14 protein-coding genes are annotated in these 19,479 nt (G+C 63.2%); 9 read left to right on the top strand and 5 right to left on the bottom strand.

The genetic code is table 11. The annotated features are described in order from the left end of the window. Positions 1-72 precede the first annotated feature (72 nt). From ACHAC9_RS09050 to uraH, 5 genes are all read right to left on the bottom strand, one after another. The gene (locus ACHAC9_RS09050) at positions 73-1,638 is read right to left on the bottom strand and encodes a methyl-accepting chemotaxis protein (RefSeq protein ID WP_435759277.1); all 1,566 of its coding nucleotides are present in this window, start codon (positions 1,636-1,638) and stop codon (positions 73-75) included. Between the two features lie 127 nt (positions 1,639-1,765). After that, the gene (locus ACHAC9_RS09045) at positions 1,766-2,173 is read right to left on the bottom strand and encodes a hypothetical protein (RefSeq protein ID WP_435759275.1); all 408 of its coding nucleotides are present in this window, start codon (positions 2,171-2,173) and stop codon (positions 1,766-1,768) included. Between the two features lie 10 nt (positions 2,174-2,183). Next, a complete protein-coding gene (locus ACHAC9_RS09040; protein ID WP_435759273.1) occupies positions 2,184-3,410 on the bottom strand; it encodes a hypothetical protein in 1,227 nt (408 codons plus the stop codon). Between the two features lie 237 nt (positions 3,411-3,647). Next, the gene (locus tag ACHAC9_RS09035) at positions 3,648-4,205 is read right to left on the bottom strand and encodes a ClpP family protease (protein WP_435759272.1); all 558 of its coding nucleotides are present in this window, start codon (positions 4,203-4,205) and stop codon (positions 3,648-3,650) included. A gap of 81 nt (positions 4,206-4,286) precedes the next feature. Continuing rightward, positions 4,287-4,640, bottom strand: a complete 354-nt coding sequence (gene uraH, locus ACHAC9_RS09030; RefSeq protein WP_435759270.1) for a hydroxyisourate hydrolase — start codon at positions 4,638-4,640, stop codon at positions 4,287-4,289. A 107-nt stretch (positions 4,641-4,747) separates the two neighbouring features. Here uraH and puuE point away from each other — a divergent pair, with 107 nt between their 5' ends. The 9 genes from puuE (at position 4,748) to ACHAC9_RS08985 (ending at position 19,406) form a co-directional block, all read left to right on the top strand. Beyond that, positions 4,748-5,695 (top strand): allantoinase PuuE, encoded by a 948-nt coding sequence (puuE, locus tag ACHAC9_RS09025; RefSeq protein ID WP_435759268.1) that lies wholly within the window; start codon positions 4,748-4,750, stop codon positions 5,693-5,695. Positions 5,696-5,791: 96 nt separating this feature from the next. Beyond that, a complete protein-coding gene (xdhA, locus tag ACHAC9_RS09020; protein ID WP_435759266.1) occupies positions 5,792-7,258 on the top strand; it encodes a xanthine dehydrogenase small subunit in 1,467 nt (488 codons plus the stop codon). 10 nt (positions 7,259-7,268) lie between these two features. Then, the gene (gene xdhB / locus ACHAC9_RS09015) at positions 7,269-9,608 is read left to right on the top strand and encodes a xanthine dehydrogenase molybdopterin binding subunit (RefSeq protein ID WP_435759264.1); all 2,340 of its coding nucleotides are present in this window, start codon (positions 7,269-7,271) and stop codon (positions 9,606-9,608) included. Then, complete coding sequence (xdhC, locus tag ACHAC9_RS09010) at positions 9,608-10,645, top strand: xanthine dehydrogenase accessory protein XdhC (protein ID WP_435759262.1); 1,038 nt, start codon at positions 9,608-9,610, stop codon at positions 10,643-10,645. The genes xdhB and xdhC overlap by 1 nt, the downstream gene beginning before the upstream one ends. Further along, positions 10,645-11,955, top strand: coding sequence for a guanine deaminase (guaD, locus tag ACHAC9_RS09005; RefSeq protein WP_435759260.1), 1,311 nt, complete (start codon positions 10,645-10,647; stop codon positions 11,953-11,955). The genes xdhC and guaD overlap by 1 nt, the downstream gene beginning before the upstream one ends. A 96-nt stretch (positions 11,956-12,051) precedes the next feature. Continuing rightward, positions 12,052-13,566: an adenosine deaminase gene (locus tag ACHAC9_RS09000; protein ID WP_435759258.1), complete on the top strand. Its 1,515-nt coding sequence runs from the start codon at positions 12,052-12,054 to the stop codon at positions 13,564-13,566. A gap of 479 nt (positions 13,567-14,045) precedes the next feature. Next, positions 14,046-16,421: a TonB-dependent receptor gene (locus ACHAC9_RS08995; protein WP_435759256.1), complete on the top strand. Its 2,376-nt coding sequence runs from the start codon at positions 14,046-14,048 to the stop codon at positions 16,419-16,421. 182 nt (positions 16,422-16,603) lie between these two features. Next, the gene (locus ACHAC9_RS08990; RefSeq protein ID WP_435759255.1) at positions 16,604-18,325 is read left to right on the top strand and encodes a bifunctional metallophosphatase/5'-nucleotidase; all 1,722 of its coding nucleotides are present in this window, start codon (positions 16,604-16,606) and stop codon (positions 18,323-18,325) included. Between the two features lie 28 nt (positions 18,326-18,353). After that, positions 18,354-19,406, top strand: coding sequence for a S1/P1 nuclease (locus tag ACHAC9_RS08985; protein WP_435759253.1), 1,053 nt, complete (start codon positions 18,354-18,356; stop codon positions 19,404-19,406). The last annotated feature ends 73 nt before the right edge of the window (positions 19,407-19,479 follow it).

Below are 19,479 nucleotides of genomic sequence, written 5' to 3'. Positions count from 1 at the left end.
CCTACGTCGCCCAAAACAATACCGGCGCCCTCAGGCGCCGGTACGGACTTCACGCAATCGTGCGCGGATGGCTTACCGCAGTGCCAGTCGCGTCGAACGGCTCAGCGTCGGCGCATCCGCGTGCTCGGCCAGCTTGAACACCGACAGCGCCCCGGTCAGCTGCGTGGTCTGCTCGGTCAGCGATTCCGCTGCCGCCGACGCTTCCTCGACCAGGGCCGAGTTCTGCTGGGTCATTTCATCCATGCTGTCGATCGCGCGGCCGATGTCCGCGATGCCTTCGCTCTGGCGCTGGCCGGCCAGCGTGATCTCGGCCATGATGTCGTGCACCTTCTTGACCGAGTCCACGATCTGGCCCATCGTCACGCCGGCCTGGTCGACCAGCGCGCTGCCGGCGTTGACCTTCGACACCGAGTCGCCGATCAGTTCCTTGATTTCCTTGGCCGCCGCGGCGCTGCGCTGGGCCAGGTTGCGCACTTCGCCGGCCACGACCGCGAAACCGCGACCCTGTTCGCCGGCGCGCGCCGCCTCGACTGCCGCGTTCAGCGCCAGGATGTTGGTCTGGAAGGCGATGCCGTCGATGACCGAGATGATCTCGACGATCTTCTTGGCCGAGGTGTTGATGTCGCCCATCGTACTGACCACGCCGCCGACCACCTGGCCGCCGCGGGTGGCGATGTCGGTGGCGGTCACCACCAGCGCATTCGCTTCGTTGGCGTTGGCCGCGTTCTGGCGCACTTCGCCGGTCAGGTCGACCATGGCGCGCGCGGTGCGCTCCAGGTTTGACGCCTGCGATTCGGTGCGGCCGGCCAGGTCGGCGTTGCCGCTGGCGATTTCCGCGCTGGCGACCGCAATCGTCTCGGCCGAGGTCTTGATCTCGGACACCATCGTGGCCAGGCGCGCGCGCATGTCCTTCAAGGCGACCAGCAGGCTGGTCGTGTCCTTGGCGTCGATATGGATGTCCATCGCGAGGTCGCCGTTGGCCACGGCACGGGCGATCTCGCGCGCATATTCCGGCTCGCCGCCTAGCTGGTGCCAGATGGCGCGCACCACGAACCACGACACCACGGCCAGGCTCAGGATGACGACCAGCGCAGTCAGGATCATGGTCCACAGCACGCGGCGCACGTTCGCTTCGCTGCTGGCGATGCCGCCCTTGAACTGGTCCTTGGCTTTCGCCTGGGTCTGCTCGAGATCCTTGGTCAGCGTACCCAAGGTGCTCTGCATCTTCGACACCACCGCTTGCGGGTCGCCCTGCTCGAGCTCGAGCATGATGCGCGCGGCCGACAGCGCCGGCGCATAGTAATCGTTGAATTCCTTCAGCAGGCGCGCGCCGTTCTCGCCCTGGCCGTCGATCTGGCCGAATTGCTTGAGGTTGGCGCGCACGGCATCGGCCTGCTTGCCGACCGCATCGATGCGCTCCTTGTCGCCTTCGGTGACCGCGTCACGCAGGCCGGCCGTGATGTCGCCGATCTCTGAAGCGAGTGTCTTCGACGCGTCGAGCACCGGATAGTCGACGCTTTCGGTGGAATTGATCGACTCGAGGGCGTTGTTCGCGATGGTCGCGGAGAGGCCCACGCCGAGGCCGAAAATCAGGGTCGAAATGACCGGTAATGCCCAGATTGTGCGCTTGATGCTCATGTTTTTTGTCTTTCTTTTCGACTCGCTGCTGACGATGACAACCGACTGTGTGCTGTTTCAGTCAAAAAGCCCTGCCGGCTTGTGAGCGGGCAGGGCTGGCTTGCAGAAGCGATGCTTCCGGCACTGTTTACGGTGCGGTGTAGACAACCTTGACGGTGGCGTCGACGGCGCTCTTTTCCATGTAGCCGATCGCTTTCGGGTTGGCGGCGACAGCAGCCTTGACGGCGGCGCTGTTGGCGACTTCCTTCGGCATCGTGGCCTTGCCGGTAAATACCAGCTTCGACCACAGGGCCTTGGCCTGCGAGGCTTCCTTGTCGGTCACCTTCTTGTAGAACTCGGCGCGGACCGGCGCATCTTCCGGCTGGTCGATCGGGGTCATGGTGCTCGACTTACCGAGGAAGAACTGGGCGATCTGGTCTTTCGACATCGTCGCTTCAGCGGCCTTCGGGTTCACCACGACGACAACTTCGGCCAGTGCCGGCATCGAAGCGGCGAGGACGGCTGCGGTGAGAAACGTTTTCAATTGTTTGTTCATGGCCTGTTCCTTAGAAGACGAAGTCGATGGCGACGGCGCCGACGGTCACGTCACGGTTGAAGCCAGGGGTCGGGTTCAGCAACAGGCCGCTGCCGACGGCTGGTTTGACGCGGTCGATCTGCGCCTTCAATGCCAGCGAACGGTAGAAGTCCCAACGCACGCCGATCGAGGTCGTGCTTTGCTCGCCTTGGCCGACGCCGGTGTATGGCAGGCGGGCAGCGCCGGCGCGCAGCGGAGCCAGCGAGGCGACGCCGGCCGGAACGCGGTTTTCCGGATGGCCGTCGATCGAGACCTTGCTCTGGATGAAGTACGGCAGGACCTTGCCGAAGCGGTAGCCGCCCATGACGTACCACGAGCTGGTGTCGTTGACATAGGTATCGGTCTTGCGCTTGGCGAACTCGGTCTGGGCCACGATGTTGTTCCAGTCCATGCCCAGGCCAACCGAGGTGAACGAGGCTTTCTTTTCGTTCGCCGACAGTTCGTTCGCCATGGTGTTCAGCTGCGACAGACCCGGGTTGGCGCTGAGCGCGCGCAGGGTACCGAGCAGACCGGTCAGTGGAGCGGAGCCGGTAATGGTGATCTTCGCATCGACGCGGCCGAAACGCGCCGTGAACGGGCCGTGTTCCGCAACCAGGTTCAGGGCGATCATGTCCTTGCCCTTGGCCTTCAGGCCGCCAGCGACCTTGACTTCGGCGCCGCCGAAGGCCAGCTGGCCGGTGACGCTCGTATCGCCGAAGCTGTGCTGGTAGGTGGCATCGATACCGTCGAGGCTATTGAACGGCACTTGCGAATACATCTCGACCGGCGGACGCAGGAAGGTATTGGCGTAGCCGACGTTGCGGTAATCCGAGATCATGAATGCCGGCAGGCCGATACGACCCACGCGCACGCTGAACTGGTCGCTGATCCTGGCTTTGGCGAACGCCCATGCCAGTTCCGCGCCGAAGTCGTCTTCCGCATCGCGGCGCACCAGGCCCTGGCCGGTGAAGGACAGCCAATTGTTGACGGTGACGTCGGCCTGCAGGCCGAGGTTCGAGTCGACGCCGGTATAGGGGTTCTTTTTTGCGCCGCTCGCCTGGTTCGGACGGCCGAATTCTGCTTCGCTGGTGTTGGTCCAGGTGAGGGCACCGGTGCCGAAGCCGCTGACCTTGACGGTTGGGCCTTGGGCTTCTTGCGCGAAGGCCGATGTAAGTGCCAGTGGCAGGGCCAGGACGGCGGCGATAATCTGCTTATTCATGAGACAACCTGTAACAGATGCTGCGTTTATAAGATTAACTTCTTGTTTTTTACTGTCGGTGACGCGATGCGCGAAGTGACGGAAATTATTGTATCCATACGGCAAAATTGCTGACAAGAAAAAGCGCGCCATGTAGGACAAATACCCGTCCTAGATGGCGCGCTGTTGTTTTGCTGAAACAATAAGGTCAGTAATCGATATGTTCTCTATAACCCCTGATAAGTAATAATACGTACATTAATTCCACCAGTGCGAAGTCGTTCCCATATCGGGCAAGCGCGCCTGGACGGCTTCGTGGATCAGCCCGGCGCGCACGGCTTGTTCGGCCGTGTAGATGCGGGCGTTGCCGAACAGGTGAGGGCGGATGTCGTGCGCTTCCGGTGCGCCCCGGGTCGCTTCGTCATAGATGGCGGCATAGCGTTCGGCGTCGAAATCGAGGCATTCGCGCCACTCCGACACACGCGAGTGATCGGCCGCCACCAGGTTGCCGAAGCCCCAGTGCAGCGGATGCACGAGAAAGCGCGCCCCCGGACAGGCATAACGCTTCGCTCCGGCCAGGAAAATGACGATGCCCACCGATTCCACGCTGCCGATGTTGAAGGTGGTGAGCGGGACCGGCAGGGATTTCAGAAAGAAATAGAGCGCGAAGCCGGCCGTCATGTTGCCGCCTTCGGTCGACAGGTGCAGCTCGATCTCGGTGGCGCCGTTTTGCAGCGCCTGCAGGCACAGGTTGCGCACGCAGCTGGCAGAGTTATGGTTGATCGGTCCGATGAAGTGAACGATGTGCAAAGCCATAGGGCCTCCTGTCCTGAACGCTCAGGATAGCAATGTTTTGCAGGAAAAGGTGCTCGTCTTCGGTCGCGCCGCAGGCGGAGCTCAGCTGCCGCGGTAGGTCGAATACGACCAGGGCGTGACGACCAGCGGCACGTGGTAGTTCTGGCCCGGGTCGGCCACGCCAAAGGCGATCGTCACGCGGTCGATGAAGCGCGGCTCGGCCACGGCCACGCCATGCGCGGCGAAATAGTCGCCCGCCGCGAACACCAGTTCGTAGCGTCCTGCCTGCAGGGCGTCGCCTTCCAGCAGCGGCGCGTCGCAGCGTCCGTCGATATTCGTGCTGGTATTCACCAGCAGCCTGCGTTCCCCATCCGTGACCGCGTACAGCTCGACCGCGACATGCGCGGCCGGACGGCCGTGCGCGGTATCGAGAACATGGGTGCTGAGTTTGCCCATCGCTTCCCCTATACGAAGGTGATGAAAGTCTCTATTTCCCGGATCATATACCGATACCCTTGCGTCATTATATGATCGACAATATACCGCTCATCCCCGGGACCCCCATGCCACCCGATTACCCGCGCGATCTCATCGGCTACGGCCGCACGCCACCGCATGCCCGGTGGCCCGGCGAAGCCAGGGTCGCCCTGCAGTTCGTCCTCAACTACGAGGAGGGCGGCGAACATTCGACCCTGCATGGCGACCCGGCCTCGGAAACGTTTTTATCCGAAATCATCGGCGCCCAGGCCTTCCCGATGCGCCACATGAGCATGGAGTCGCTCTACGAATACGGCTCGCGCGCCGGACTGTGGCGCTTGCTGCGCATGTTCGAGGAGAGGAAACTGCCGCTGACCGTGTTCGGCGTGGCGATGGCGCTGCAGCGCAATCCGGACGCCGTCGCCGCTTTCCGCGAGCTCGGCCACGAGATTGCCTGCCACGGCCTGCGCTGGATCTCGTACCAGAACGTCGACGAAGCCACCGAGCGCGCCCACATGGCGCAGGCTGTCGCCATCCTGCGCGAGCTGACCGGCGAGGCACCGCTCGGCTGGTACACCGGGCGCGATTCGCCCAACACCCGGCGCCTCGTCGTCGAGCACGGCGGCTTCGCCTACGACGCCGATTACTACGGCGACGACCTGCCGTTCTGGCAAAACGTGGCGCACACCGGTCCCGACGGTTTGCCGGCGGAGACGCCGCACCTGGTCGTGCCGTATACCCTCGACACCAACGACATGCGCTTCGCCGCGATGCAGGGTTTTAATTCCGGCACCCAATTCTTCGACTACCTGAAAGACGCCTTCGACCTGCTGTATGCGGAAGGCGACCCGAATGGCCTGAACGCGCCTAAAATGCTCTCGATCGGACTGCATTGCCGCATCGCCGGACGTCCGGCGCGCGCCGCCGCGCTGGCGCGTTTCCTCGATTATGTGTTGCAGCATAAACACGTGTGGATCACGCGCCGCATCGACATCGCCGAGCATTGGAGAACGACCCATCCATCCACCGGTTAATATATCGATTTTATGATAATCAACATCTGTTGTTGGATATAGTTTGTCCAGGTCCCGAGGGAGTATCCTGCACGCTGCACCCAATCCGAGAAGAGCATGGCCGATCCGATCCGCTTTTATTTCCGCAACGTCATCCACGAAGTGACGAACGTGGCGCCGACGCAAACCATCCTGCAGCACCTGCGGGAGGATCTGCGCTGCACCGGCACCAAGGAAGGCTGCGCCGAGGGCGATTGCGGCGCCTGCACGGTCGTCGTCGGTTCGCTCGAGAACGGCGCGCTGGAACTCAAAGCCGTTAATTCCTGCATCCAGTTCACGCCCACCCTCGACGGCCGTGCCCTGTTCACAGTCGAAGATTTGCAGCTGCCCGACGGTCGGCTGCATCCGGTCCAGCAGGCGCTGGTCGACTGCCACGGTTCGCAATGCGGCTTTTGCACGCCGGGTTTCGCCATGTCGCTGTGGGGCATGTACCTGAAGCATGACGGGCAGGCACCTTCACGCTGCCAGATCGACGATGCCCTGTCGGGCAACCTGTGCCGCTGCACCGGTTACCGCCCGATCATCGCGGCGGCAGGGCGGATGGTGGAACTGCCGCGCGCCGAGTTCGACCGCGCCGCGGTGGCCGATGCGCTGCGTGCTTTGCAGCGTAGTGAAGGAAGCAGCTATGCCTTTGATGGCCGCAGCTTCCATGCACCGCGCACCCTGGACGAACTGGTGGCGCTGCGCAGTGCACACCCGCAGGCCTTGCTCCTCGCCGGCTCGACCGACGTCGGCCTGTGGGTCACCAAGCAGATGCGCGAGCTGAACGACATTATTTATATCGGCAATGTCGCCGAGCTGAAGTCGGTGGCCCAAAGCGAGGGTACGCTCGAGATCGGCGCCGGCGTCACGCTGCAGGATGCCTATGCGGCGCTCTGCCGGCATTATCCCGATGCGTTGTCCGACATGTGGCAGCGCTTTGCCTCGCTCCCGATCCGCAATGCCGGCACGCTGGGCGGGAATGTGGCGAATGGTTCGCCAATCGGCGACTCGATGCCCTGGCTGATCGCACTCGGCGCGCGCATCGTGCTGCGCGGTCCTGGCGGCGAGCGCGCACTGGCGATGGAAGATTTTTATCTCGGCTACCAGCAGAAGGATTTACAGCATGATGAATTCGTCGCGGCGCTGCGCGTGCCGCTGGCGCGCGATAACGTGCGATTCCGTACCTATAAGCTGGCCAAGCGCTTCGACCAGGATATTTCGGCCGTCTGCGCAGCGTTCGCATTGACCTTCGAGGGCGACATCGTCAAGGAAGCGCGCATTGCGTTCGGCGGCATGGCGGCCACGCCGAAGCGCGCCGCCGCTGCCGAAGCCGTCTTGAATGGCCGCGCCTGGAGCGAGGACGCGCTGAAGGAGGCGATGGCCGCACTGGCGCAAGACTTTGCGCCACTGTCGGACATGCGGGCGTCGAGCAGCTACCGCATGAAGACCGCGCAAAACCTGCTGCGCCGCTTCTGGCTTGAAACGCGTCTCGATCATCCGCTGCCGCCGTCGGCCGTCAACGCATTCGCAGCGCAGGCTTGAGGAGAACATCATGAACGACGCAGGCGCACCAGCAATCAAGCAGGCGGCGTGGAGCGCGGTCGGCCGGGCCCGGCCGCACGAGTCGGCCACGCTGCATGTGCTCGGCCAGGCAACGTACACCGACGACATCGCCGAAGTGGCAGGCACGCTGCACGCGGCGCTCGGCCTGTCGGGCAAAGCGCATGCGAACATTCTCTCGCTCGATCTCGCACCGGTGCGCGCCGCGCGCGGCGTGGTCGCGGTCCTGAGCGTCAAGGATATCCCGGGCACCAACGACTGCGGCCCGATCATCCATGACGACCCGATCCTGGCCGACGGTAAAGTCGAATACGTTGGCCAGCCGATCTTCATCGTCGTCGCCGATACCCACGACAACGCACGTCGCGCTGCGCGCCTGGGACGCGTCGAGTACGCAGAGCTGCCGGCCATCCTCACGCCGCAGGAAGCGCACGCCGCCAAATCGTATGTCGTGCCGCCGATGCGCCTGGCGCGCGGCGATGCCGAAACGGCGTTTGCGAATGCCCCGCACAAGGTCGCCGGCACACTGTATGTCGGCGGACAGGAACAGTTTTATCTGGAAGGCCAGATCGCCTACGCGATCCCCGGCGAGGACAATGGCATGATGGTGCAATGCTCGACCCAGCATCCGAGCGAGATGCAGCACGTGGTTGCGCATGCGCTGGGCCTCCATTCGCACCATGTGGTCGTCGAGTGCCGCCGCATGGGTGGGGGGTTTGGTGGCAAGGAGTCGCAGTCGGCCTTGTGGGCCGCCGCCGCGGCGATCGCAGCAAGGCAGCTCAAGCGTCCCGTGAAACTGCGCGCCGACCGCGACGACGACATGCTGGTGACCGGCAAGCGCCATTGCTTCTATTATGAATACCAAGTCGGCTACGACAACGATGGACGCGTGCTGGCCGCGAAAGTCGACATGGTCTCGCGCGCCGGCTTCTCGGCCGACCTGTCCGGCCCGGTCGCCACGCGCGCGGTCTGCCACTACGACAATGCGTATTATTTGTCGGATGTGGACATCCGCGCCGCCTGCGGCAAGACGAATACCCAGTCGAATACCGCCTTCCGCGGTTTCGGCGGGCCGCAGGGAGCCATCGCGATGGAATACGTGCTCGACGAAATCGCGCGTAACCTGGGCATGGACGCGCTCGACATCCGCAAGATCAATTTCTACGGCAAAACCGAGCGCAACGTCACGCCTTACGGCCAAGCGGTGGTCGACAACGTCATCCACGAATTGGTGGCCGAACTCGAAACATCGAGCCAATACCGCGCGCGCCGTGACGCCATCAGCGCGTTCAATGCCACCAGCCCGGTGCTGAAACGGGGCCTGGCGCTCACGCCGGTCAAATTCGGCATCGCCTTCAACGTCACCCACCTGAACCAGGCCGGCGCGCTGGTGCACGTGTATGTCGACGGCTCGATCATGGTCAACCATGGCGGCACCGAGATGGGGCAGGGCATCAACACCAAGGTGATGCAGGTGGTCGCCCACGAACTGGGCGTCGACATGGATCACGTGCGCGCCACCGCGACGAATACCAGCAAGGTCGCGAACACCTCGGCCACGGCGGCATCGACCGGGGCCGATTTGAACGGCAAGGCGGCGCAGGATGCGGCGCGCCAGATCAAGGAGCGACTCGCTGCCTTCGCCGCCGTTCAATACGGCGGCGCGGCGGGCGATGTGCGTTTTGCGGCCGATACCGTGTTCGTCAATGAGATGGAAGTGCCGTTCCCGGCGCTGGTGCAAAAGGCCTACCTGGCGCGGGTGCAGCTCTGGTCCGATGGTTTCTACGCCACCCCGGGTCTGTCCTGGGACGCGAAAACCATGAACGGCCGCCCGTTCTCCTACTTTGCCTACGGCGCGGCGGTGGCCGAAGTCGTGGTCGACACGCTGACCGGCGAGTGGAAGCTGCTGCGTGCGGACGCGCTGTATGACGCGGGCAATTCGCTGAACCCGGCGATCGACATCGGCCAGGTCGAAGGCGCCTTCATCCAGGGCATGGGCTGGCTGACCACCGAGGAACTCTGGTGGAACGGGGGCGGCAAACTCATGACGCATGCGCCGTCGACGTATAAAATCCCGGGCGTGTCGGACTGCCCGCAGGATTTTCGGGTGCGCCTGTTCGAGAACCGCAACGTCGAGGACAGCATCCACCGCTCGAAAGCGGTGGGCGAGCCGCCGCTGCTGCTGCCATTTTCCGTGTTCTTCGCGATCCGCGATGCGGTATCGAGCGTAGGCGGGCACAAGGTCAATCCGCCGCTGAATGCGCCGGCGACGAGCGAGGAAATCCTCGACGCCATTGGCGCCGTCGAAGCAGCAGTCAACCAGCACGCGTGATGGACGACTGGCTGCAAGCTGCGCTGCGGGCGCCGGCCGTGCTGGTCACGGTCGCCATCGTCGAAGGCTCGGTGCCGCGCGAGCCGGGGGCGAAGATGCTCGTTACGGCCGATGGCTTTGCCGGGACGATCGGCGGTGGGCACCTGGAGCATCGGGCGATCGACATCGCGCGCATCATGCTGAAAGAGGGCGGGGCGCCGAAGCTGGAGCGTTTTGCGCTCGGGCCGAGCCTGGGGCAGTGCTGCGGGGGGATTGCGCATCTGGCGTTCGAGGTGGCGGAGCGGGATCAGATGGTGTTGCTGGATGCGCGGCGCAAGGTCGATACCATCCGGGTGCTCGCATTGGACGACGCTTCGAATGCGCCGACCTCCGTTGAACGCGTGGGCGGGAAACCCGCCCACGCTACGTGGGCCTTGTTCGGGGCCGACGGCATACAGTTGGCTGGCGGCCCTGTGCCACCGTTTGACCCTACCCTGGGCACCCACGTCTTCCATGACGAACCCGGACGCCGTTGGCTGGCCGACGCCATCCTCGCCCCGCGCGCGCATGTGATGCTCTTTGGCGCCGGCCACGTCGGCGCGGCCATCGTGCGCGCGCTCGCCGACTTGCCATGCCGCGTCACCTGGGTCGACGAACGCGAGGACCTGTTCCCGCTTGACCTGCCATCGAACGTGACGATCGAGGCCACCGACACCCCAGAGGCGCTGGTCGAACAGGCCGCGCCAGGCACACCCTTCCTCGTGATGACACACAGTCATGCACTTGACCTGCGCCTGTCAATCGCGATACTGTCGCGTCCCGCAGCCAATTGGTTCGGTCTGATCGGGTCCGACACCAAGCGCCGCCAGTTCGAACACCGCCTGCGCGAGCGCGGCATCGACGAGGGCCGCATCGAGGCCATGGTCTGCCCGATCGGCCTGCCCGGCATTGCCGGCAAGGCGCCGGCCGTCATCGCCGCCTCAGTCGCGGCACAACTGCTCACCGTCTGGGAGGCCGAGGCCACCAGCCGCCCTGACGTTTCTTCGGAATTTAACTGATGTCCACCGCGCCACTTACCATGCAAGCCTACCGTGCGAGCTTGCTGCATTTTCACGCCGACCCGGCCTTTGCCGAGGATGCGTATTCCTGGTTCGAAGACGGCCTGCTCGTCGTCGAAGACGGCCGCATCAAGGCCGCCGGCGACTACGCCGGACTGGCCGCAACGCTGCCGCCCGGATTGACTCCGCATGATTACCGCGGCCAGATCATCACGCCCGGCTTCATCGACACCCACCTGCATTATCCGCAGACGGACATGATCGCCTCCCCCGCGCCAGGCCTGCTGCCCTGGCTGGAAACCTACACTTTTCCGACCGAGCGCCAGTTCGACGACCCGGTCCATGCGCGCGCCACTGCCGAGTTCTTTCTCGACGAGCTGGCCCGCTGCGGCACCACCACGGCGGTGGTCTATTGCACCGTGCACCGCGCATCGGTCGACGCCTTCTTTGAAGCGAGCGAAGCGCGCAAGCTGCGCATGGTGGCCGGCAAGGTGCTGATGGACCGGAATTGCCCGGACTTCCTGCGCGACCCGGAGGGCAGCATCGGCGAGAGCGAAGCGCTGATCAACAAGTGGCACAAGCATGCGCGCTCGCTGTACGCGATCACGCCGCGCTTCGCGCCGACCTCGAGCCCGACCCAGCTGGGTGCGATCGCCGAACTGGCGAAGGCCTATCCGGACACCTTCATCCAGACCCACGTCTCGGAAAACCAGGACGAAGTCAATTGGGTACGCGAACTGTACCCAAGCGCGCGCAGTTATCTCGGCGTGTACGACAGCTACGGCCTGATGCGCCCGCGCGCGCTGTTCGGCCACTGCATCTGGCTGGACGACGAGGACTTTGCGCGCATGGCGGCGACCGGCTCGGCCGCGGCGGTCTGCCCGACCTCGAACCTGTTCCTGGGGAGCGGCCTGTTCGATTTCGAAAAGGCAGACGGCGCCGGCGCCCTGGTCACGCTCGGTACCGACGTCGGCGCCGGCACCTCGTTCTCGATGCTGCAGACGATGAACGAAGCCTACAAGGTCGCGCGCCTGAAAGGCAGCTACCTGCCGGCGCTGCGCATGTTTTACCTGGCGACCCTGGGCGCGGCACGCTCGATGGATCTGGACGGCACGATCGGCAGTTTCGCGGTGGGCGCGGAAGCGGACTTTATTGTCCTCGATCCGAGGTCCACGCCGCTGCTGGCGCGCCGCAGCGCGCATTGCAATTCGCTGGAAGAGCAGCTGTTTGCGCTGGCGCTGTTGGGAGACGACCGGGCGATCCGGGCGACGTATGCGATGGGCGTGAAGGTGCACGAGCGGGGCGTGTAGGTTGTCACGCACGTCCCCCGCATCCCGTGCATTGCCAACATTGAACGAAGACGTTAGAGTTGCGCGGCCACGTCAACCCAACACGAAAGACCTTTCATGCAGAACATTCTTAGCCGCAGCCTGCTGGTCGCCCTGGCCGTCGCTGCCGTACCGGCGGCCATGGCGAAAGAGCCGGCCACCGCATCGCGCCAGGCCATGGAGGCGGCCACCGCCCGCCATTACGCCACGTTGATCGCCGGCGATGAGCCGAAGCTGGCGGAGCTGACCATGTTCTTCACGCAGATGCCCAAGGGCGGCGACCTGCACCACCATTACTCGGGCGCGATCTATGTCGAGCAATACCTCGACTTCCTCGACCGCCAGGGCCTGTGCGTGAACAAGCAAAGTTACCGCGTCGAGACCGACAAGACAGTCATCGCCAGCGAACGCGCCAAGCCGGCCAAGGAGCGCAACTGCCTGTCCAGCGCCGAAGTCTATGCCGACGACTACACCTGGCGCGAGCTGGTCCAGCGCTGGTCGAACAAGGACTTCGACAACCACGGCGCCCTCCAGCCGCCGCCGGACCGCCTGTTCTTCCAGACCTTCGGCTACTTCGGCCCGGTCTCGAACGCGAACTTCAAGGAAGGCCTGCAGGAGCTGAAAAAGCGCGCGATCGCGGAAAACGTCAGTTATATCGAGACCATGTTCAAGATGTCGCCGTTCGTGAGCAACCCCGAATTCGACGCGCGCGCCTGGCAACTGGCGAACGACGACGCCGCTCTGGACATCGAGCTGCGCCGCGCGATGGAAGGCCTGGAGCGCGATACGGTGTTCGCAAAATCGATCGCCGATTTCGTCGCGAAAATCGACGAGGCCGCCGAAGGCATCGACGACGAACGCTTCACGATGCGCTATCAGACCTATGTGCTGCGCCTGTTGAATCCATCGCAGGTGTTTTCCTCGATGGTCGCCGCGTTCAAATCGGCCTCTGGCGGTGGCAAGGTGGTCGGCGTCAACATCGTCGGCCAGGAAAGCACGCATGTCTCGATGCGCGACTACACGTTGCACATGAAGATGTTCGGCTTCCTGAAAAAGGTCTACCCGAACGTTAAGGTGGCGATGCATGCGGGCGAGCTGGCAATGGGCGAGGTGCCGCCGGAAGGCCTGAAGTTCCACATCGACCAGGCCTTGAGCGTGGCCCGGGCTGACCGCATCGGCCACGGTATCGACCTGGCGCACGAAGCGAATGCCCCTGGCATCCTGCGCAAAATGCGCGCGGAGGACATCCCGGTCGAGATCAACCTGACCTCGAACAGTTTTATCAGCGGCATCAAGGGCGAAAACCATCCGGTGACCCTGTACCGCAAGTATGGCGTGCCGTATGTGATCTCGACCGACGACGCCGGCGTCACGCGCCACACGCTGTCGCAGGAATACGTGCTGTTCGCGAGCCGCTACAAGCCGGACTACCTTGAGATGAAGAAAACCTCGTACAACAGCATCCGCTATGCCTTCCTGCCGGCAGCGGAAAAAACCCGCCTGACGCGTCAGCTCGACGCGCGTTTTGCCGCGTTTGAAACCGGGGTGGCGGCACTGGCGAAGACGGCTGCGGCACGCACCCGCAAGCGCTGATCAGTTAGTAAAAAAGCATTAATTTTATGGCAAGGTTAGCGGTTTGAAGAGCCGCGCCTTGCCATATTTTTTGGCAGCATGTGGTCTTCTTGCTACACAAATTGGCAGGCTTTCCCCGTTTTTCAAAAATAGTTGCCTGAATTATTTCCAGTCAGAATGCCTCCTTTATAATCGCCGCCGTAGCGTAGACGTCCGAAGGGCCGGATTTATTCGAGCAAGGTATCAATTCCTAACGGAAAGGATATTTGTCTTGAAAAAGGGAGGCGTGCATAGTTTCTTGGGTTGACAGGAAGGAAAGTCAATCTAGCAACTTCGCCGTCGTCCCAGTTGGGTTAGCGAGTTTGCCAGCTGTCATCAGCCTGACACATGGCGCCCTTACAGTACCGTGCCCGTGAAGCAGGAACCCGGTTCCCTACGTATGCCGTCATGCAGGTTCAAGCTTGCAGCTGAAAAAATTTTAAACACTCTAGGAGTTTTGAATGCCATCCGCTTTGATTCAACAACCGAAGTTGCGCCTGAGCCTGATCGCTCTGGCATGCCACGTGGCATGTGTCGGCGTCGTCCACGCTCAGGAAACTACGCCTTCGGCTGCCCTGCCGGCGAACCAGCAGGTGATCATCACCGGCAAGAAGATCGGCATGGGTCTGATGGTGGCCGAAGATGCGCCGAAAGCACGTTCGACGGTCACTTCGGAAGAGTTGGAAAAACAGCGTCCAACCGGCAATGCATACGAAGCCCTCGAGATGCTGCCTTCGGTGAACAGCTACAACCATGACGCAACCGGCCTGTTCGGCGGCGGCATGAGCATGCGCGGCTTCAACAGCGACCAGATTGGCGCCACCATCAACGGCGTGCCGGTGAACGACTCGGGTTCGTTCTCTGTCTTCCCGCAAGAATACGTCGACCAGGAAAACACCTGCAGCCAGTTCGTGACCCAGGGTTCGACCGACGTCGACTCGCCACAGGTCGGCGCGACCGGCGGCAACTTCGGCATTGTCACCTGCAACCCGGAAAACAACCGTCGCTTCCGCGTCATGCAGACCCTTGGTCAGCTCAACAGCTACAAGACCTTCATGCGTTACGACACCGGCCGCTTTGCCGACAACCGCTCGAAGTTCTTCATTTCGTACTCGCGCGCTGAAGCGGACAAGTGGAAGGGCAAGGGCCAGGCCAAGCGCGACCACGTCGACGCCGGCTTCAACTACGACTGGGACCGTTACAACTACATCCACGCCACCGTGCTGTGGAACGAAGCACTGAACAACAGCGTCAACAACCTGACCCTGACCGAAATCCGCAACAACGGCTACTTCTACGACACCAGCGACACCTTCGCCGGTCACCTGACCCCGGTGCGCGGCACCGCCCAGGTCGAGCCGACCCAGGTCCCTCTGTACCACGGCTTGTACATCAACCCGTTCAAGAACGCGATTGCTTCGGCAACGGCGAAATTCCGCCTGACCGAAAACCTCGACCTGAAGATTCTCCCGTATTTCTGGTACGGCTTTGGTAACGGTGGCCTGCAGCAGCGCGTCCAGCGCGAAAGCACCGGCTTCCTGAACCGCACCACCAACCGCACCACCGCGGCCCTGGACCTGAACGGCGACGGCGACACGCTCGACACCATCATCATGGCCAACGCCAGCGTGACCAACACCAAGCGTCCTGGTATCACCTCGTCGCTGACCTACAACCTGGGCGACCACCAGATCCTGGGCGGTTTCTGGGTCGAACGCGCACGTCATCGCCAGACCGGCACCATGGTGCCAGTGACGGACGACGGCCGGCCAGTCGACCCGTACCTGCAACACTTTGCAGTGCGCCGTGCGGATGGCTCGCTGTTCCAGAGCCGCGACTGGAATACGATCTCGACCGCTTACCAGGCCTTCATCCAGGACACGATCAGCATCCTGGACAACAAGGGCACGATCAACGTCGGTATCCGTACCCCGTTCATCAAGCGTGACTTCACGAACTTCTCGAGCGAAGGCAACCAGAACCCGACGTACAACGTCAAGCGTACGTACAAGGACATCCTGCCGCAGCTGGGCGCGCGCTATCGCCTCACCAATGACGACCAGCTGTTCGCCAGCGTCGCCAAGAACATGAAAGCGCCGCCGAACTTCGTGTTCAGCAACGTCGGTAGCAACGTGATCCTGACCAACGGCGTAGCTACCCTGCGCGGCGACGTCAAGGAAGAGACGTCGTACAACACCGACATCGGCTACCGTCACCAGGACAACAAGTACATCGCAACGGTGACCTTGTTCAACGTCGACTTCCGTAACCGCCAGGCGACCGCGTTCGACCCGATCACCAACACCAGCAGCTATACCAACGCTGGCCGCGTGAGCACCCGTGGTTTCGAACTCGAAGCAGGTAACACCCCGATCTACGGCTGGTCGTTCTATGGTTCGTTCGGCTACACCGACAGCGAGCTCAAGGACAACCTGCGCACCAGCGCAACGGCTTTCCTGCCGACCGCCGGCAAGCAAATGCCGTTGACCCCAAAGCTGAAGGCTGGCCTGTCGGCTGAGTACCAGACCGGGGCATTCTGGGCCCGCGTCAAAGCCAAGTCGACCAGCAAGCAGGCTGCGACCCTGGTCAACGACGAATGGGCACCTGGCTACACGACCTTCGGTTTCGATGCCGGCTACACCTTCGCCAACTTCGGTATCTTCAAGCGTCCGAAGCTGAACCTGAACGTGAGCAACATCACCGACAAGCAGTACCGCAATCCGTCGTCGCAGAGCGTCACGAACACCACGGTGTTCCCAGGCGTTACCGCCGGCACCCTGCGTTACTACCTGGGCGCACCACGTTTCGCGTCGGTGACCCTGTCGGTCGACATCTAAGTCGTACCGGGTCCGCCGCGCAGCTTGCGGCGGACTGCGGCGCATTCGAAAAACAGGTCTTCGGGCCTGTTTTTTTTACGCCGGGCGCTTTATCGGCCCCCTGTAAAGATGGCCGCGTTCGATCTCACGTGCAATAATTCGCCAGCGCCGCGGGCGCCCATATTCATCAGCAAAGGTCACCCATGTCCGTCTCCCCGCGCGCCCGCGCACCCCTCGCTTTCCTCGCGCTGGCCTTCGCCGCTGCCGGCTGCGCCACCCCGGCGCGCGACGCCGCTTCTTCAGCACCCGTCACCCTGAACCTGGTCGCGATCAACGACTTCCACGGCAACCTCGAGCCGAGCAAGTACACCTACACCAGCGCCGCGACCGGCAAGACCGAAACCCTGCGCGCCGGCGGCATCGAAGCCCTGAGCGGCGCACTGGCGGCCTGGCGCAAGGAGGACAAGGACCTGCTGTTCATCGGCGCGGGCGACCTGATCGGCGCCAGCCCGGCGCTGTCCGCGATGTGGGCCGACGAGCCGAGCATCGAGGCGATGAACCTGCTCGGGTTGCGCCTGTCTTCGGTCGGCAACCATGAATTCGACGCGGGCCGCAAGGAACTGCTGCGCCAGCAAGGCGGCGGCTGCGATTCGCCGCGCCCGGCCAAGGCCTGCAAACTGATGCCGAACTACCGCGGCGCGCGTTTTACTTACCTCGCGGCGAACGTGCTCGACAGCGCCACCGGCAAACCGTTCATGCCGGGTTACCGTGTCGAGAATGTGAAGGGCTTGAAAGTCGGCGTGGTGGGCGCGGTGCTGCAGGGCACGGCCTCGGTCGCGGTAGCTTCGGCAATTGCCGGCCTGGATTTTATCGACGAAGCCGACGCCATTAACAAAACCTTGCCGCAGATGCGCGCCGATGGCGCCAAGGTGTTCATCGCCCTGATCCACGAAGGTGGACGCACCGACGAGGCGCCGGACCAGCCGGGTTGCAAGGGCCTGACTGGCGGCGTGGTCGACATCGTGAAACGGCTCGACCCGGCGATCCGCCTGGTCATCACCGGCCACTCGCACCAGGGCTACCTGTGCAATGTCGACGGCCGCGTCGTGACGCAGGCCGATGCGGCCGGGCACCTGCTCTCGCGCATCGCACTGAAGGTCGACCCGGTGAGTGGCGCCGTTGCCGACATCGACGTGAAGAATGTCGTCATGAACCCGGAACTGTTCCCCGCCGACCCGAAAGTCACCGCCTACCTCGCCAGCGTGAAAGAACGCAGCCGCGCCATCCTGGCCCGTCCGCTCGGCAAACTCGGTCAGGCCAGCATCGCGCGCAAGGCTGGCGATGCCGGCGAGTCGCCCCTGGGCAACCTGATCGCCGACGCCGTGCTGGCTGCCACCCGTGCGCAAGGCGCACAGATCGGCTTCATGAACAATGGCGGCATCCGCAAGGACCTCGAGACCTCCGACGCTGCGCTGACGACCAACTTCGGCCATGCCCAGGCCGTGCTGCCGTTCGGGAATACGCTGGTCGTGATGGACCTCAGTGGTGCACAATTGCGCCGCCTGCTGGAGCAGCAATGGCAGCGTCCGGGCGCATCCGGCGCCACCATCCTGCAAGTCTCGCAGGGCTTGAGCTATACCTGGGACGCGGCGCGCCCAGGAGGACAGCGCCTGGTGCCGGGCAGCCTGAAGTTCAATGGCGCGCCGGTCGACGATAGCAAGACCTACCGCGTGGTCGCGAATAATTTCCTGGCCGAAGGCGGCGACAACTTCCCGGAATTTGCCAAGGGCACCAACCGGGTCGACACACAGATTATCGACCTCGACGCCCTGAGCGACTATATCGCCAAAAATCCTGGCGCCGGTGCCGCGAATGCCGGCATCGCCCCAGCGGTGCGTATCGACAAAGTACGGGCCAAACGATAATGCAGTACCGCCCAATAACGGAGAATCCATGAAAAAACTAGCCTGTGTCCTCGCGCTCGCCAGCGCCTTCACCTCAAGCGCTGCCCTGGCCTGGGGCGGCGACGGCCACCGTGCGGTCGGCGCCATCGCCGATAAACTGCTGAAGGGCACGAATGCCCAGAAGCAGATCGCCGCCTTGCTGTTGCCGGGCGAGTCGCTCGAATCGATCGCCAACTGGGCCGATTGCGTGAAGGGGACCTATTGCGGTCCACAGTCGCCGGAAATGGTCGACTACACGACGGCCAACCCGAAGCACAGCGAGTACCACTACACCGACGTACCGTTCCAGCTGCCGCATTACCATGACGGCGCGGTCGGCACGAGCGAAGTCGACATCGTCCAGACCCTGAAGCAGGCCATTGCCGTATTGCAGGGCAAGACCGACCCGGCCCTGAACCCGCACAAGTTCACCAAGCGCCAGGCGCTGATCCTGCTGACCCACATGACGGGCGACATCCACCAGCCCTTGCACGTGGGGGCGGCGTTTGTCAGCAAGGACGGCAAGTTCGTGGTGCCGAAAACCCATGCGGAAGTCGACGAAACCGCGATCTTCGATTCGCGCGGCGGCAACAACCTGCTGCTCGATGACGAAAAACTGACCCAACTCTCCGCCAACCTGATTCCACCGGGCGAGCCGAAGCCGATCCGGGAAGGCACACCAAAAGCGCTGACGAAACCCTTCCACTCGTACTGGGACAGCACCACGGTCGACTACGCGTTCCGCCGCATCCGCACCAAGACGCCGGACCAGTTCGCCCAGGTGGCAATCGACAGCAAACCAGCCATCAAGGCGAATAGCGGCGACCCGTCGACCTGGCCTTACCAGTGGGCCGACGATGCGCTGGTCGTCTCGAAATTTGCTTACGCCGACGTGGTGCCTGGCAAGATCACGCCGCAGACCAGCAAGAAAGGCGAGACCTATTACACCTTCTCGCTCGAAGTGCCGGCCAACTACCCGGTGCCGAGCTCGCAGATCGCCAAGGAACAGCTGATCAAGGGTGGCTACAAGCTGGCCGAAGTGCTGAAGGCGATTTACGGCTAAACGCCGGCGCGCCTTTGCGCTGGATCAGACGGGGGCAATACCCCGTCCCGGAATGGGGCCGCGGCGGATTCGT

Source organism: Massilia sp. CMS3.1 (assembly GCF_051262535.1).
Classification (GTDB): domain Bacteria; phylum Pseudomonadota; class Gammaproteobacteria; order Burkholderiales; family Burkholderiaceae_D; genus Telluria.
This window is presented reverse-complemented; position numbering and strand designations above follow the sequence as displayed.